The organism is Neobacillus niacini (assembly GCF_000759675.1).
Classification (GTDB): Bacteria; Bacillota; Bacilli; order Bacillales; family Cytobacillaceae; genus Neobacillus; species Neobacillus niacini_A.
Genome location: NZ_BAWM01000007.1, coordinates 12,389 through 26,923, shown reverse-complemented (window position 1 = coordinate 26,923; position 14,535 = coordinate 12,389). Strand labels below are relative to the sequence as shown.

Here is a 14,535-nt window from a genome sequence, read left to right as displayed (position 1 = left end):
TTATCTGAATCCAGCTCCAGCGCCCAGGGGCTAGGGAGGCATAAGCCCCTGATCACTAAGGAATACTTCCTAGAATAATCCTCGCAGGAACAAGCTATGCTTGTTCCGAAGGCGCTTCCGCTTTTTAATTTTGTCCACCTGGGGTGGAAAGTGTCCACGGGCGGTGACAGGCACCGAAATATTACCTTTATTAAGAATAATAACCTCTATATGGTAAATATTAAAAAGGTACTTTTTAGATGAGGAGTGGCCTATATGAATGTGGGAAGAGCGAAGGAAATTGCGGAGTCGATGGAGATGATTAATGTTACATATGAAGGATCGCCGGTTATTATTCAGCATGTGGATGATAACACGAAGATGGCACGAATTTATTCGAAGTCTGACCCAGAAAATGAACGGGAAGTTCCTGTATTAAATCTTATTGAAGAGTAGAAAAAGTCTCCGCCAAAGGAGACTTTTTCTTTTTAAACACCTTGTGAGTGCTGGTGATTTGGTAATTTACTTTCAGGGTCGTTATTCCCATGCTTTTTATTTTTTTCTTGCTTCTTTTGATTTTCCGCTAATTTTTGCACGAATTGACTAGTGCTTTCCATCGACAATCCCTCCTTGTGTGAATCTGTTGTTACTTTAACCATTCCCACTTGAAAAAATGCTGGGATTATTTCACTTCGACAGCTGCACCGCTGACCCGTTTATATCCGCGAAGTTTGCTAATATCCTCGACTAATTTCAACGCAGCCTGATCCTTCTTTTTGGCTTCAATCATGAAATCGACGTCCTGTCCAAGTTCCTTTACCAGCTTTAGAAATGGCAGGATAAATTCGAGATCAACGAAATCTGCATGGGAACGGAATTCCTTTTCACTCTTTGGTGAGGAAATGTGAATCTTCGGGATAAGGTCAACATCATCCCATGTTTGAAAAATCCTCGGCAGCAAATCCTCCAGCGGTGTTTCACAAAGGTTAGCCATATGGTGATGATAATCAAATACAAAGGGCACCTTTTCTTTTTCACATGCCATTAAGGTTTCCTCTGCATTATATGTTTTGTCGTCGTTCTCTAAGGTCATTGCACGTTTAATATGGGGCGGCAGCTTTTTTAGATTTTCATGGAACCGGACAATCGTTTCCACTTTATCACCATAGGCACCACCAATATGAATATTCATCATCCCTCTGTCCTCGACACCCATCGCTTCAAACATAAGATAATGGTATTCCATATCCATCAGGGCATTATCGGTAATTTTCGTTTGCTCTGATGTAAACAAGGTGAATTGATTGGGATGAAAGCTAACCCGTAAGTGATTCTTTTTGATGACATCACCAAGTTCCTTCCATTCCGACTGGAAGGGTGTGACGAAGTCCCACAATATTTCTGGATGGGTGGCTAATGGAACGAGTGAACTGGAAAGCCGGTACAGCTCAATTTCATGTGCAAGATTGTAATAAAGCATTCTTAGCGTATGATGGAGATTCAGCTTCGTGAGCGCTAGTAATTTCTCCCTGCGTTCCTGTTCAGATAACTGCTGATAGCGTGTAAATGTTAGTGTCTTCGATGGAGATGCATCCCACAAGGTGATAGCCGTTGAAACATAGCCGAAACGAATCTTCATCGCAATAACTCCTTACTTATAAAAAGAATGACAGAGCACCGGCAATGCCTTCTTTTAAGGATCTAAAAAAGTGTGGCTTATTGAGGTCCGTCAGCTTCAAAGGTTTTGAATCAAGAATGTCTTTTTGAATGATATCCTTAAAACGATCAACAAAGGCAGGATCATAAAAATAACAGTTAATTTCTTTGTTTAAAAATATACTTCGTTTATCAAAATTAGCAGTACCGATATCACATAATTGGTCATCAATGATGATTGATTTTGCATGGTAAAAACCATTCATATACTGAAAAACCTCTGCTCCCTCTTTTAACATTAAACGTAAATACCGGTATGAAGCTTCTTGGACAAGCATATGATCAGTAATATAGGGAACGACGATGGTAATCTTAATACCGCGCTTTGCAGAGCTAATGAGTTCATCCATGAGCTTTTTGCTTGGAATAAAATATGGTGTGCCAATAATAATCGACTTTTTAACTTTTTGAATTAAGCGGAGATACCTTTCTTCAAGAAAGCCTGCCTCCGTCGGTACAATTTGATGGGGAATCGTCCCTTTGGGCTGCTCAGGAGCATAAAAAGAATCTAATGTCACATTATCAGGCGCATATTCATTCCAATCAATAAAAAACTCATGCTGTAAAAATGGCACACTTTCCCCGGTTATTTTCAAATGATAATCACGCCAAGGGCTCAGCTTTGGATCTTCGTCAATATATTCTTTTCCCACATTAAAGCCGCCGAGATAACCAATTTTTCCATCGATAATCGAAATCTTGCGGTGGTTTCGCACCTGGGAGGAATAAAAAATGAATGGAAGCCGGATTCGATTGCTAAAGGCAAATTGAACACCCGTCTGACGCAATTCATTTATAACAGTCTTCTTTACCTTATTACTGCCAACCCGGTCGACCAGCAGTCTGACTTCGACTCCTTCTTTTGCTTTTGTTTTTAAAATATCGAAAAACTGTTGGCTAAATTGGTCATCCCTCACGATATAAAAAAGGATGTGAATATGGCGTTGAGCCATTTTCAATTCATGAAAGTAATCGACAAATAGCTCTTTTCCATGTGGAAAAATATCAAAGTTTCCGTGCAGAATCGGCGTTTCCCGTTTACCAAAAATGGAGAGGTGCTTTTTTCTGCCTAGGGTAAAATCAATATAAAACCAAACAATGATAAGAAGTATAAGAGCGATGACTATGGATGGTAAATTCATTCAGTATCGTTCCTCCAATCAGTTCTGTTAGGTTTGCCAAACTGAGGCTATAGTATGAATCTTGAATAAAAAGTCAAATAAATTTTGAGAAAAACATTTGACTGAATGCTCATTCATTATATAATGATGGTAATAGTATTCAGAAAATTTTATTGTTTTGAAATTTTCTACTTAAAATAAACAATTGGGATGAGAAGAAAACAAAGGGGGCGTATTGAATGAATGGGCTTTTATGGGTAAACCTCATTGCATTCCTAGCTGTAACCGCTTACGCGATCAGTCTATTCGTTTACGTTGTTAAAACGAGGATTGAATTCATTAAGCTGGGGAAAAAAGTTGAGTTTGACAACAATGTCAAAGAACGAATGCAAAAAATTTGGGTCAATGTATTTGGTCAGAAGAAGTTATTAAAGGACAAAAAAAGTGGAATCATGCACGTGATGTTCTTTTATGGCTTTATTCTCGTCCAATTTGGTGCAATTGATTTTATTTGGAAGGGATTAGTACCGGGCTCTCATTTACCGCTGGGACCGCTTTATGCAGGGTTTACCTTTTTCCAAGAAATCGTCACACTGATGATCCTTGTTGCTGTCATTTGGGCATTTTACCGACGCTATGTTGAAAAACTTGTCCGCTTGAAACGCAATTTTAAATCAGGTCTTGTGTTAATTTTTATCGGTGGGTTAATGCTATCTGTTCTAGTAGGAAACGGAATGGGTCTCATTTGGCATGGTGAAGAAGCCTCTTGGACTGAACCGATTGCATCGCTGATTGCAATTATTTTTTCGGGAATTGGTGAAACCGCTTCAATTGTCATTTTTTATGTGGCATGGTGGGTACATTTATTATTCTTACTAACCTTCTTAGTGTATGTTCCACAATCAAAACACGCACACTTAATTGCCGGACCGGCAAACGTATATTTTAACCGTCTAGAAAAAGTTGGTAAGCTGAAAAAGGTCGATTTTGAGGACGAGTCACAAGAATCCTTCGGAGTCGGAAAAATTGAAGATTTTACGCAGCACCAAATGATCGATTTTTATGCCTGTGTAGAATGTGGACGCTGTACGAATATGTGTCCAGCAACAGGTACAGGAAAAATGCTGTCACCAATGGACTTAATTGTGAAAATGCGTGACCACCTTACGAATCATGGTGCGGCGGTTACCTCGAAACAGCCATGGGTTCCGACCTTCGCGTTTGGTAACACAACTGGTAACCAGATCGCACTTTCTGCTAGTGGTCAAGGTGCACAAGAAACAGCAGCTACACTTGCTTATAATCCGAGTTTGATTGGCGATGTTATAACCGAAGAAGAAATCTGGGCATGTACCACATGCCGAAACTGTGAAGACCAATGTCCAGTTATGAACGAGCACGTGGACAAAATTATCGACCTTCGTCGTTATCTTGTTTTAACAGAAGGAAAGCTTGACGCAGACGCTCAGCGAGCGATGACCAACATCGAACGTCAGGGTAATCCATGGGGCCTAAACAGAAAAGAGCGCGAAAGCTGGCGTGAAGTTCGTGAGGATGTAGAAATCCCAACAGTAAAAGAAATGAACAAAAAAGGTGAAGAGTTTGAATACTTATTCTGGGTTGGATCCATGGGATCCTACGATAACCGCAGCCAGAAAATCGCGCTTTCATTTGCTAAGCTTTTAAATGAAGCAGGCGTTAAGTTTGCGATCTTAGGTAACAAAGAGAAAAACTCAGGGGATACACCGCGTCGACTCGGAAATGAGTTCTTGTTCCAAGAACTTGCGACCAAGAATATTGAGGAATTTGAAAAGGCTGAGGTTAAGAAGATTGTTACGATCGATCCGCATGCCTACAATATTTTCAAAAATGAATATCCTGACTTTGGTTTAGAGGCAGAGGTTTATCATCATACAGAAGTCCTTTATGAGCTCGTTCGAGATGGAAAGCTAGTACCGAAACATGCAGTCAATGAAAAAATTACCTTCCATGATTCTTGTTACTTAGGTCGTTACAACGACGTGTACGATCCACCACGGGAGATTTTGAAATCAATCCCAGGAGTACAGCTCGTGGAAATGGAAAGAAACAGAGAAACTGGAATGTGCTGTGGTGCAGGCGGCGGCTTAATGTGGATGGAGGAAGAAACCGGACACCGCATTAACGTAGCAAGAACCGAGCAAGCCCTTGCAGTTAATCCTTCTGTTATCAGTTCCGGATGTCCCTACTGCTTAACGATGTTATCAGACGGAACAAAGGCAAAAGAAGTAGAAGAAAAAATTTCAACCTATGATGTGGCAGAACTGCTTGAAAAGGCAGTTTGTGGGGAAGTAGCTTAATAGTTAGAGCAGAAGTTGATGCAAGATACCTGAATTCATAAAATCTTAAGAATTTTATGTAAAAAAATTTCAACTTCTGCACTTTTTTATGTAAAATAGATAGTGGATAATAAAACGCTTACATTTCCATATTTTTTTAGCTGGAAATCGAGCGAGCGTTCAGTCAACTAAAGGGATAAAGAATGAAAAAAGGGAGAGTGCTTTGGATGGGAAGAACAGTTATTTTGAGCGGGGTAAGAACACCTTTTGGAAAGTTTGGCGGAGCACTTAGCAGCCTTACTGCAGCACAACTCGGAGGGATTGCTGTCAAAGAAGCGATCACACGTGCAGGGGTTAATCCTGAAGACGTGCAGGAGGTTATTCTAGGTACGGTTTTACAAGGCGGTCAGGGACAAATTCCATCGCGGCAGGCAGCAAGAGAGGCTGGCCTTGCATGGGAAGTGAAAACAGAAACCATCAATAAAGTTTGTGCATCTGGAATGCGCAGTGTTACGTTAGGGGATCAAATTATCCGCGCGGGTGACGAGGATTTGATTGTTGCAGGCGGCATGGAATCGATGAGTAATGCCCCATATATTTTACCAAAAGCACGCTGGGGCTTGAAAATGGGCGATTCATCTGTGAAGGATTTAATGATTCATGACGGCTTAAACTGCAGCTTCACAGGGGTTCATATGGGAACATACGGAAATCGGGCAGCAAAAGAAATGGAAATCAGCCGAGAAGCTCAGGATGAGTGGGCTTTAAGAAGTCATAAGCGGGCAATTGCCGCAATCGAAGGCGGAATTTTTGCAGAGGAAATCGTGCCTGTCACCGTCCCGCAGCGTAAAGGGGCTCCGGCTGTAGTAGGGCATGATGAATCACCACGAAAAGACACCTCAATTGAAAGACTTTCAAAATTAGCACCAGTGTTTAATTCTGACGGAACCATCACCGCAGGAAATGCACCTGGAGTCAATGACGGTGCGGCAGCCCTCATATTAATGAGTGAAGAAAGAGCGTTACGCGAAGGTCGGAAGCCGGAAGCGGTTATCTTAGGTCATGCAGCGGTAGCCGTGGAAGCAAAGGATTTTCCATTAACACCAGGACTTGTCATCAACAGCTTATTGAAAAAGACAGGTAAAACCGTAGAAGAAATCGACTTATTTGAAATCAATGAAGCCTTTTCAGCCGTTGCGTTAGCAAGTGGAAAAATTGCTAATCTTGATCCAGAAAAGGTCAATGTAAATGGCGGTGCGGTCGCATTGGGTCATCCTATCGGAGCAAGCGGGGCTAGAATTATTATCACGTTAATGCATGAGCTGAAACGTCGTGGAGGCGGTATTGGGATTGCGGCCATCTGCAGCGGCGGCGGTCAAGGTGATGCGGTCATGATCGAGGTTCCTAGAGCTTAAGGTGTTTCCATAAAATGTCTAATTGTCCAAAAGGGTCAAAAAAATGTTCATAATAGGTTGAAAAATATCCAAATGGACAAAAAAAGTGTCCAAAAGACCCTGGAAAAATTCCATAACTCAAAAACGTTGAAAGAACTAGATAGGGATTATTTTTAAAAAAGGGGTTTGAACGTATTTCAAACCCCAATTGGAGGGGATGTAATGAAGGTAGAAAAGATTATGGTAATCGGAGCTGGTCAAATGGGGTCCGGGATTGCTCAGGTTTGTGCACAGGCTGGGTACCTCGTATTGCTGAACGATATAAAGCCTGAATTTGTGGAGCGTGGCTTAGGGGTAATCAGCAAAAATCTATCTCGTCATGTGGATAAAGGCAGAATGACGGAGGAGCAAAAACAAGAAGTCCTTAATCACATTACAGCTTCGACTGACCTGAATGATGCCCGTGCGGTCGACCTCGTCATTGAAGCAGCGGTTGAAAATATGGAAATCAAAACAAAAATCTTTGCGCAGTTAGATGAAATTGCGCCAGCACATGCGATTTTGGCGAGCAATACGTCATCACTGCCAATCACAGAAATTGCGGCTGCAACGAAACGTCCGGAACAAGTAATTGGTATGCACTTTATGAATCCGGTACCTGTTATGAAACTAGTGGAGATCATCCGCGGCTTAGCAACAGCGGATGAGGTCTACCAAGTGATTGAAGATATGACAAAGACGTTAAGCAAGGTTCCAGTTGAAGTCAATGATTTCCCTGGATTTGTTGCGAATCGAATTCTGATGCCGATGATCAATGAGGCGATTTATACACTGTATGAGGGTGTCGCAACGAAGGAAGCGATTGATGAAGTGATGAAGCTTGGGATGAACCACCCAATGGGACCGTTAACTTTAGCAGATTTTATCGGACTCGATACGTGTCTTTATATTATGGAAACCCTGCACGAAGGCTTTGGTGATACCAAGTACCGTCCATGCCCATTGCTGCGCAAGTACGTTAAAGCTGGCTGGCTTGGCAAGAAATCAGGTCGAGGCTTCTACACTTACGAATAATTTGGAGATGAAACTATGAATCTTAGATTTTCAGAAGAGCAAGAAATGATGCGTAAAATGGTTCGCGATTTTGCGGAAAACGAAATTGCCCCGTTTGTCGAGCGGATGGAAAAGGGCGAATTTCCTCGGGAAATTCTTCGTAAAATGGGTGAACTTGGTTTGATGGGGATACCGGTTCCTGAAAAATACGGCGGTGCTGAGATGGATTTTGTCTCTTACATCATCGCGATTAACGAAATTTCAAGAGTTAGTGCGACTGTCGGCGTGATCCTGTCTGTCCATACATCTGTTGGAACCAATCCAATTTTGTATTTTGGTTCGGATGAACAGAAGCAACGATTTTTACCAAAGCTGGCATCAGGAGAGTATTTGGCGGCTTTTTGCTTAACGGAGGCGGGCTCAGGATCGGATGCAAAAAGCATGAAATCACGCGCGGTAAAGAAGGATGGCCATTATGTGATCAACGGCTCGAAGATGTTTATCACCAATGGCGGTGAAGCAGATGTTTACATCGTATTTGCTTCAACCAATCCTGAATTAGGCAGCAAAGGAATCTCGGCATTTATTGTGGAAAAAAATTCACCTGGCCTTGTGATTGGCAAGGATGAACATAAAATGGGACTCCATGGCTCGAGAACAGTTCAGCTTACTTTTGAAGACATGATAGTACCGGTTGAAAACCTTCTGGGTCAAGAGGGAGAAGGCTTTAAAATTGCGATGGCGAACCTGGATGTCGGAAGAATCGGGATTGCCGCACAAGCGCTTGGGATTGCAGAAGCAGCACTAGGTGCAGCGGTCAATTACGCAAAAGAACGTCAACAATTTGGGAAGCCAATTGCTGCACAACAAGGAATTGGCTTTAAATTGGCGGATATGGCTACAAATGTTGAAGCTGCGAGACTATTACTCTATCGTGCAGCCGATTTACGTGCACAAGGAATGAAGTGCGGAATGGAAGCCTCGATTGCAAAACTATTTGCATCGAAAACCGCGGTTGAAACCGCAATAGAAGCGATTCAGGTGTTTGGTGGATATGGCTATACAGAGGACTACCCAGTCGAGCGCTACTTCCGCGATGCAAAAGTGACGGAGATTTATGAGGGAACCAGTGAGATTCAACGGATAGTGATTAGTAAATATCTTTAGTTTGTAGATAAGTCAATGGAATATGTAGATATCTGTGAGATTTGTGTAGATATCTGTGAGACTTGTGTAGATACCTGTGCAATTTTTGTAGATATCGGACTGAATTGTGTAGATATCCAAGCTAATTGTAGAAACTGTACGGTTTTTTGTAGGAACTGTACGGTTTTTTGTAGGAACTGTATGGTTTTTCGAAAAAACTGTACGGTTTAAAGAGAAATTACCTTGAGGAGGATGTATAAAATGAATTTTCGCTTATCTGAAGAACATGAAATGATTCGGAAAATGGTTCGGGATTTTGCTAGAAATGAGGTAGCACCAACAGCAGCTGAGCGTGACGAGGAAGAGCGTTTTGACCGTGAGATTTTTGACAAAATGGCGGAGCTTGGCTTAACAGGGATTCCGTGGCCGGAAGAGTACGGCGGTATCGGAAGCGATTACCTTGCGTATTGTATTGCGATTGAAGAGCTGTCCCGCGTTTGCGCATCAACGGGTGTCACTTTATCCGCACACACCTCATTAGCGGGCTGGCCTATTTTTAAATTCGGTTCTGAAGAGCAAAAGCAACAATACCTTCGTCCGATGGCGGAAGGCACTAAAATCGGTGCCTACGGTTTAACAGAACCAGGCAGCGGCTCAGACGCTGGCGGGACGAGAACAACAGCAAGACTTGAAGGAGACCACTATGTCCTCAACGGTTCCAAAATTTTCATTACCAACGGCGGGGTTGCCGACATTTATGTCGTGTTCGCGATAACTGATCCATCTAGCAGACAAAAAGGCACTACCGCATTCATCGTTGAAAGCGACTTCCCAGGATTCTCAGTTGGGAAAAAAGAAAAGAAACTCGGCATTCGTTCCTCACCGACAACGGAAATTATCTTTGAAGATTGCAAAGTGCCAGTTGCCAACAGATTGGGTGAAGAAGGCGAAGGCTTTAAAATTGCGATGATGACGCTTGATGGCGGCCGGAACGGCATCGCTGCGCAGGCGGTCGGAATTGCACAGGGTGCGCTTGACGCTGCGGTCGACTATTCAAAAGAACGTCAGCAGTTTGGAAAGCCAATTGCCGCTAACCAAGGAATCGGCTTCAAGCTTGCCGATATGGCAACAAATATTGAAGCAGCAAGACTATTAACCTATCAAGCAGCGTGGCTCGAGTCGCAGGGTCTGCCGTACGGCAAAGAATCTGCGATGTCAAAACTATTCGCTGGCGACACGGCGATGAAGGTTACAACGGAAGCGGTACAGGTATTTGGCGGGTATGGGTATACAAAGGATTATCCAGTCGAGAGATTTATGCGCGATGCAAAAATCACGCAAATTTATGAAGGAACTCAAGAAATCCAGCGCCTCGTTATTTCTAGGACGATAACTAAGTAACATCGAAAAGCGGAAGCGGTCGTTCAGCGACGTATGGACTCCTCGGAAAAGCTAACGCTTTTCCTTCGTGCGATGCCTACCCTGCCGAAGCGTTCCTTGTGGAGTCCTTCGACTGAGGTAAAGGAAACACGAAGAGCATAGCGATTCGATGTTGACTTAGCATAGGGAGCAGGGCGAAGTACACTAGTCGCTGGGACGCTTGCGCTAGACAGTTTTCGAAGTTCAAAATTAATATCTTTTGTACTTTAATAAAGGCGGTAAAAAGAGATGAATAAGCGTGAAGTGCAGGCTTCAGTTAAAGATGAACGCCTTGTACAAAGAAGACGGGATCAGATGATCAAAGGGGCCGTATCACTTTTTAAAGAAAAAGGGTTCCATCGGACGACGACAAGGGAAATTGCGAAAGCAGCGGGTTTTAGCATTGGGACGTTATACGAATATATCCGTACGAAGGAGGACGTTCTTTATCTGGTTTGTGATAGTATCTATGACAACGTGAGCGCGCGGCTTCAGCAGGAACTTGAGGATAAGCAGGCCACGATAGAAAGCTTGAAGCATGGAGTCGCCAATTATTTTCGGGTTATTGATGAAATGCAGGCGGAAGTATTGGTCATGTATCAAGAGGCGAAATCGCTTACCAAGGATGCCCTTCCATATGTGTTGAAAAAGGAAAATGAGATGGCGTCGATGTTTGAAAAACTTATCACTCTGTGTGTGGAAAATGGGGAATTGAACTTAACCGAAAAACAAGTAAAAATTCTTTCACACACAATTATTGTAGAGGGACAAATGTGGAGCTTCCGCCGTTGGACATTGCAAAAGTTATTTACATTAGAAGAGTATATTGAATTGCAAACAGAGTATTTGTTTTCGGGAATTAACGGGATCAGTCAGGTGCAGAAAAAAAGGTCCATAACGAAATAAACGTGGGAAAAGGATGAAAGGTTTATTTTTCAAAACAAAGGGGGAGAAATATGAGTACAACGGAGGTTTATCAACCGAAGCACCATATTCGTTTTGTAACGGCGTCCAGTTTGTTTGATGGTCACGACGCTTCGATTAATATTATGAGGAGAATTCTTCAAGCGAGCGGAGCCGAGGTCATCCATCTTGGTCATAACCGTTCGGTTGAAGAGGTTGTCAATGCGGCGATTCATGAGGACGCGCAGGGAATTGCGATTTCTTCTTATCAGGGCGGTCATGTTGAATATTTTAAGTATATGTACGATTTACTGAAGGAGAAGGGGGCACCCAACATCCGCATTTATGGCGGCGGTGGCGGTGTTATTATTCCGCGCGAGATACAGGAGCTGCATGATTACGGGATTGCCTGGATTTTTTCACCTGAGGACGGTAGGAAGCTGGGTCTTCAAGGAATGATTAACCGGATGCTGGAGGAGTGCGATTTTCCAACGGTTTCGGCTGACCATGCTGAGGACATTGAAAAGCTGCCAACTGGTAATGTCAATGCGATTTCAAAATTGATTACCCTTGCCGAGCTTCATGTTGATAGCAACCGGGAAGCGGCAGCTGCTGCGGAAAGCCTGCTTGAAAAAGTAAAATCCTTAACAAAGGACATTCCTGTTGTCGGAATCACAGGTACGGGTGGTGCCGGTAAAAGCTCTCTAACGGATGAATTGATCCGCCGTTTTATCAATGAACTGCCAGATAAAAAAGTAGCGGTTCTATCCGTTGACCCGACGAAGCAAAAAACTGGCGGCGCTCTTTTAGGCGACCGAATTCGGATGAATGCGATCTTTAATCCAAATGTTTATATGCGAAGCCTTGCAACAAGATCTTCGAAATCGGAGCTTTCTTTGGCAATTAAAGACGCGGTTTCGGTCGTGAAGGCTGCAGGGTTTGACCTTGTGATCGTGGAAACGAGTGGAATCGGTCAGGGTGATGCAGAAATTACGGAGATTTGTGACGTTTCCCTTTACGTAATGACCAGTGAATTCGGGGCACCTTCACAGCTTGAAAAGATTGATATGATTGACTTTGCAGACTTAATTGTTATCAATAAATTTGAGCGCAAGGGCTCTGAGGATGCACGCCGTCAGGTTCAAAAGCAATACCAGCGCAGTCATTTGTTGTTTGAAAAAGACACAAGTGAAATGCCAGTATACGGCACGATAGCGAGCCAGTTTAATGATCCTGGTACCAATGCGCTATTTGCGGCGTTAGTTGAAAAAGTAAATGAAAAAACGGGTACCGATTGGGTCACTTCTTTTACGAAATTTGCGTTAGTAGAAAAGCAAAATGTGATTATTCCAACCGATCGACGTTATTACCTCCGGGAAATATCGGAGACAGTCCGCCGATATCATCAAAAGGCTGAAGAGCAAGCAAATATTGCCCGGAAATTATTCCAGCTTGAAGGGGCGATTGCAGCGGTCAAAGAGACAGAAGCAAATGGTGAAGTCCTTGCTTCTCTAGAAAGTATCAAGCAAGCAACGGAAGAGAAATTAACACCAGAGTCGAAAAAAATTCTCGACAGTTGGGAGAAAACAAAGGCTGCATATCAGGCTGATAAATTTGTTACAAGAATTCGTGACAAAGAAATCATTACGGTTTTAAAAACTAAGAGCCTTTCTGGAATCGATATTCCGAAGGTAGTTTTACCAAGATACAAAGATTACGGTGAAATACTAAGCTGGGTGTATCGAGAGAATGTACCGGGTTCGTATCCATATACAGCCGGAGTGTTCCCGTTCAAGCGTGAAGGGGAAGATCCTAAACGGCAATTTGCTGGGGAAGGTACGCCGGAAAGAACGAATCGCCGTTTCCACTATTTATCAAAGGATGATACGGCAAAACGTTTAAGTACCGCATTTGACTCGGTGACATTGTATGGAGAGGATCCGGATTATCGTCCTGATATCTTCGGAAAAATTGGCGAAAGCGGCGTTAACGTTTGTACGCTTGATGATATGAAAAAGCTTTATGACGGCTTTAATCTTTGTCATCCATCCACGTCGGTATCGATGACGATTAATGGTCCAGCACCGATTATTTTAGCGATGTTCATGAATACGGCGATTGATCAGCAGGTGAAGGAAAAAGAAGCGGAGCTTGGGCGCGTGTTAACGGTCGAGGAATTTGCCCAAGTGAAGGCCTATACGTTGAAAACTGTGCGTGGTACGGTGCAAGCGGATATTCTAAAAGAAGACCAAGGTCAAAACACATGTATTTTTTCAACAGAGTTTGCATTGCGGATGATGGGCGATATTCAACAGTATTTCATCGACCAGCAGGTGCGCAACTATTATTCGGTTTCTATCTCTGGCTATCATATTGCCGAGGCAGGCGCTAATCCAATTTCGCAGCTGGCATTTACGCTTTCAAACGGTTTTACCTATGTGGAGTATTATTTAAGCCGCGGGATGAAAATTGATGATTTTGCACCGAACTTATCATTCTTCTTCTCTAATGGCTTGGATCCTGAATATACCGTTATTGGCCGGGTGGCTCGCCGTATTTGGGCAACCGTTATGCGTGATAAATATGGTGCGAGCGAGCGCAGCCAAAAGCTGAAGTACCATGTTCAAACATCTGGTCGTTCATTACATGCGCAAGAAATCGACTTTAATGATATCCGTACCACTCTTCAGGCATTGATGGCCTTGCAGGATAATTGTAATTCACTTCATACCAATGCATATGACGAAGCAATTACGACACCGACAGAAGAATCGGTTCGCCGTGCGATGGCGATTCAAATGATTATTACAAAAGAGCATGGTTTAACGAAAAATGAAAATCCACTCCAGGGTTCATTTATTGTCGAAGAATTAACGGACCTTGTGGAAGAGGCGGTTCTTCAAGAATTTGAACGCTTAAACGACCGCGGCGGTGTTCTTGGTTCAATGGAAACCCAGTATCAACGCGGAAAAATTCAAGATGAATCGATGTACTATGAAATGAAGAAGCATACTGGTGAGCTGCCAATTATTGGTGTGAATACGTATTTAAATCCAAATCCTCCGTCTGAGGAAGACATCAACAGCATGGAGCTGGCTCGTGCTTCCAATGAGGAAAAGGAATTACAAATTCACAACTTACGTGCCTTCCAACTTGCACATGCAGTTGAAACCGGTAAAGCATTAGAGCGGTTAAAAGCAGCAGCTGTAAATAACGAAAATATTTTTGCTGAATTAATGGAAACTGTAAAAGTAGCCAGCCTAGGACAAATTACAAAAGCACTGTATGAAGTAGGCGGGCAATACCGTAGGAATATGTAAATCGAAAAGCGGAAGCGCCTTCGGAACAAGCACAGCTTGTTCCTGCGAGGATTATTCTAGGAAGCATTCCTTAGTGTTCAGGGGCGCTGCAGCTAGATAAAATATATATAACAATGGCTTAGAAAGCAAAAGCTTTTAAGCCATTGTTTTTTATGTAAAAATAATT

The 14,535-nt window shown here is 42.9% G+C and carries 11 protein-coding genes; 8 read left to right on the top strand and 3 right to left on the bottom strand.

The features are described 5' to 3' along the window. Nucleotides 1-255 precede the first annotated feature (255 nt). Nucleotides 256-435, top strand: coding sequence for an H-type small acid-soluble spore protein (locus tag TR08_RS04000; RefSeq protein ID WP_045515954.1), 180 nt, complete (start codon nt 256-258; stop codon nt 433-435). Between the two features lie 32 nt (nt 436-467). On the opposite strand, the gene TR08_RS30720 is transcribed toward TR08_RS04000, so the two are convergent. The 3 genes from TR08_RS30720 to cls form a co-directional block, all read right to left on the bottom strand. Next, nucleotides 468-596 carry a DUF4023 family protein gene (locus tag TR08_RS30720; RefSeq protein ID WP_081954341.1) on the bottom strand — a complete coding sequence of 43 codons (129 nt, stop codon included), beginning with the start codon at nt 594-596 and terminating at the stop codon, nt 468-470. Between the two features lie 65 nt (nt 597-661). Continuing rightward, the gene (gene uvsE / locus TR08_RS03995; protein ID WP_045515952.1) at nt 662-1,618 is read right to left on the bottom strand and encodes a UV DNA damage repair endonuclease UvsE; all 957 of its coding nucleotides are present in this window, start codon (nt 1,616-1,618) and stop codon (nt 662-664) included. Nucleotides 1,619-1,634: 16 nt separating this feature from the next. Then, nucleotides 1,635-2,837: a cardiolipin synthase gene (gene cls, locus TR08_RS03990; RefSeq protein ID WP_045515950.1), complete on the bottom strand. Its 1,203-nt coding sequence runs from the start codon at nt 2,835-2,837 to the stop codon at nt 1,635-1,637. Nucleotides 2,838-3,055: 218 nt separating this feature from the next. Here cls and TR08_RS03985 point away from each other — a divergent pair, with 218 nt between their 5' ends. From TR08_RS03985 to icmF, 7 genes are all read left to right on the top strand, one after another. Beyond that, nucleotides 3,056-5,155, top strand: a complete 2,100-nt coding sequence (locus TR08_RS03985) for a heterodisulfide reductase-related iron-sulfur binding cluster (protein WP_045515946.1) — start codon at nt 3,056-3,058, stop codon at nt 5,153-5,155. Between the two features lie 206 nt (nt 5,156-5,361). Next, on the top strand, nt 5,362-6,549 hold the full coding sequence (locus TR08_RS03980; RefSeq protein ID WP_045515944.1) for an acetyl-CoA C-acetyltransferase: 1,188 nt from the start codon (nt 5,362-5,364) through the stop codon (nt 6,547-6,549). Between the two features lie 201 nt (nt 6,550-6,750). Next, nucleotides 6,751-7,602 (top strand): 3-hydroxybutyryl-CoA dehydrogenase, encoded by an 852-nt coding sequence (locus tag TR08_RS03975; RefSeq protein ID WP_045515942.1) that lies wholly within the window; start codon nt 6,751-6,753, stop codon nt 7,600-7,602. A 15-nt stretch (nt 7,603-7,617) separates the two neighbouring features. After that, entirely contained in the window at nt 7,618-8,748 is a 1,131-nt protein-coding gene (locus TR08_RS03970; RefSeq protein WP_045515940.1) for an acyl-CoA dehydrogenase, read from the top strand. A gap of 240 nt (nt 8,749-8,988) precedes the next feature. Next, a complete protein-coding gene (locus tag TR08_RS03965; RefSeq protein WP_045515937.1) occupies nt 8,989-10,128 on the top strand; it encodes an acyl-CoA dehydrogenase in 1,140 nt (379 codons plus the stop codon). Nucleotides 10,129-10,395: 267 nt separating this feature from the next. Further along, nucleotides 10,396-11,052 carry a TetR/AcrR family transcriptional regulator gene (locus TR08_RS03960; RefSeq protein WP_045515935.1) on the top strand — a complete coding sequence of 219 codons (657 nt, stop codon included), beginning with the start codon at nt 10,396-10,398 and terminating at the stop codon, nt 11,050-11,052. Nucleotides 11,053-11,102: 50 nt separating this feature from the next. Beyond that, nucleotides 11,103-14,369: a fused isobutyryl-CoA mutase/GTPase IcmF gene (gene icmF, locus TR08_RS03955; RefSeq protein WP_045515933.1), complete on the top strand. Its 3,267-nt coding sequence runs from the start codon at nt 11,103-11,105 to the stop codon at nt 14,367-14,369. The last annotated feature ends 166 nt before the right edge of the window (nt 14,370-14,535 follow it).

Excerpts from the sequence above, each read along its gene's own strand:
- TR08_RS04000 (WP_045515954.1), top strand. The coding sequence starts at position 256 with ATGAATGTGGGAAGAGCGAAGGAAATTGCGGAGTCGATGGAGATGATT.
- TR08_RS30720 (WP_081954341.1), bottom strand. The coding sequence starts at position 596 with ATGGAAAGCACTAGTCAATTCGTGCAAAAATTAGCGGAAAATCAAAAG.
- uvsE (WP_045515952.1), bottom strand. The coding sequence starts at position 1,618 with ATGAAGATTCGTTTCGGCTATGTTTCAACGGCTATCACCTTGTGGGAT.
- cls (WP_045515950.1), bottom strand. The coding sequence starts at position 2,837 with ATGAATTTACCATCCATAGTCATCGCTCTTATACTTCTTATCATTGTT.
- TR08_RS03985 (WP_045515946.1), top strand. The coding sequence starts at position 3,056 with ATGAATGGGCTTTTATGGGTAAACCTCATTGCATTCCTAGCTGTAACC.
- TR08_RS03980 (WP_045515944.1), top strand. The coding sequence starts at position 5,362 with ATGGGAAGAACAGTTATTTTGAGCGGGGTAAGAACACCTTTTGGAAAG.
- TR08_RS03975 (WP_045515942.1), top strand. The coding sequence starts at position 6,751 with ATGAAGGTAGAAAAGATTATGGTAATCGGAGCTGGTCAAATGGGGTCC.
- TR08_RS03970 (WP_045515940.1), top strand. The coding sequence starts at position 7,618 with ATGAATCTTAGATTTTCAGAAGAGCAAGAAATGATGCGTAAAATGGTT.
- TR08_RS03965 (WP_045515937.1), top strand. The coding sequence starts at position 8,989 with ATGAATTTTCGCTTATCTGAAGAACATGAAATGATTCGGAAAATGGTT.
- TR08_RS03960 (WP_045515935.1), top strand. The coding sequence starts at position 10,396 with ATGAATAAGCGTGAAGTGCAGGCTTCAGTTAAAGATGAACGCCTTGTA.
- icmF (WP_045515933.1), top strand. The coding sequence starts at position 11,103 with ATGAGTACAACGGAGGTTTATCAACCGAAGCACCATATTCGTTTTGTA.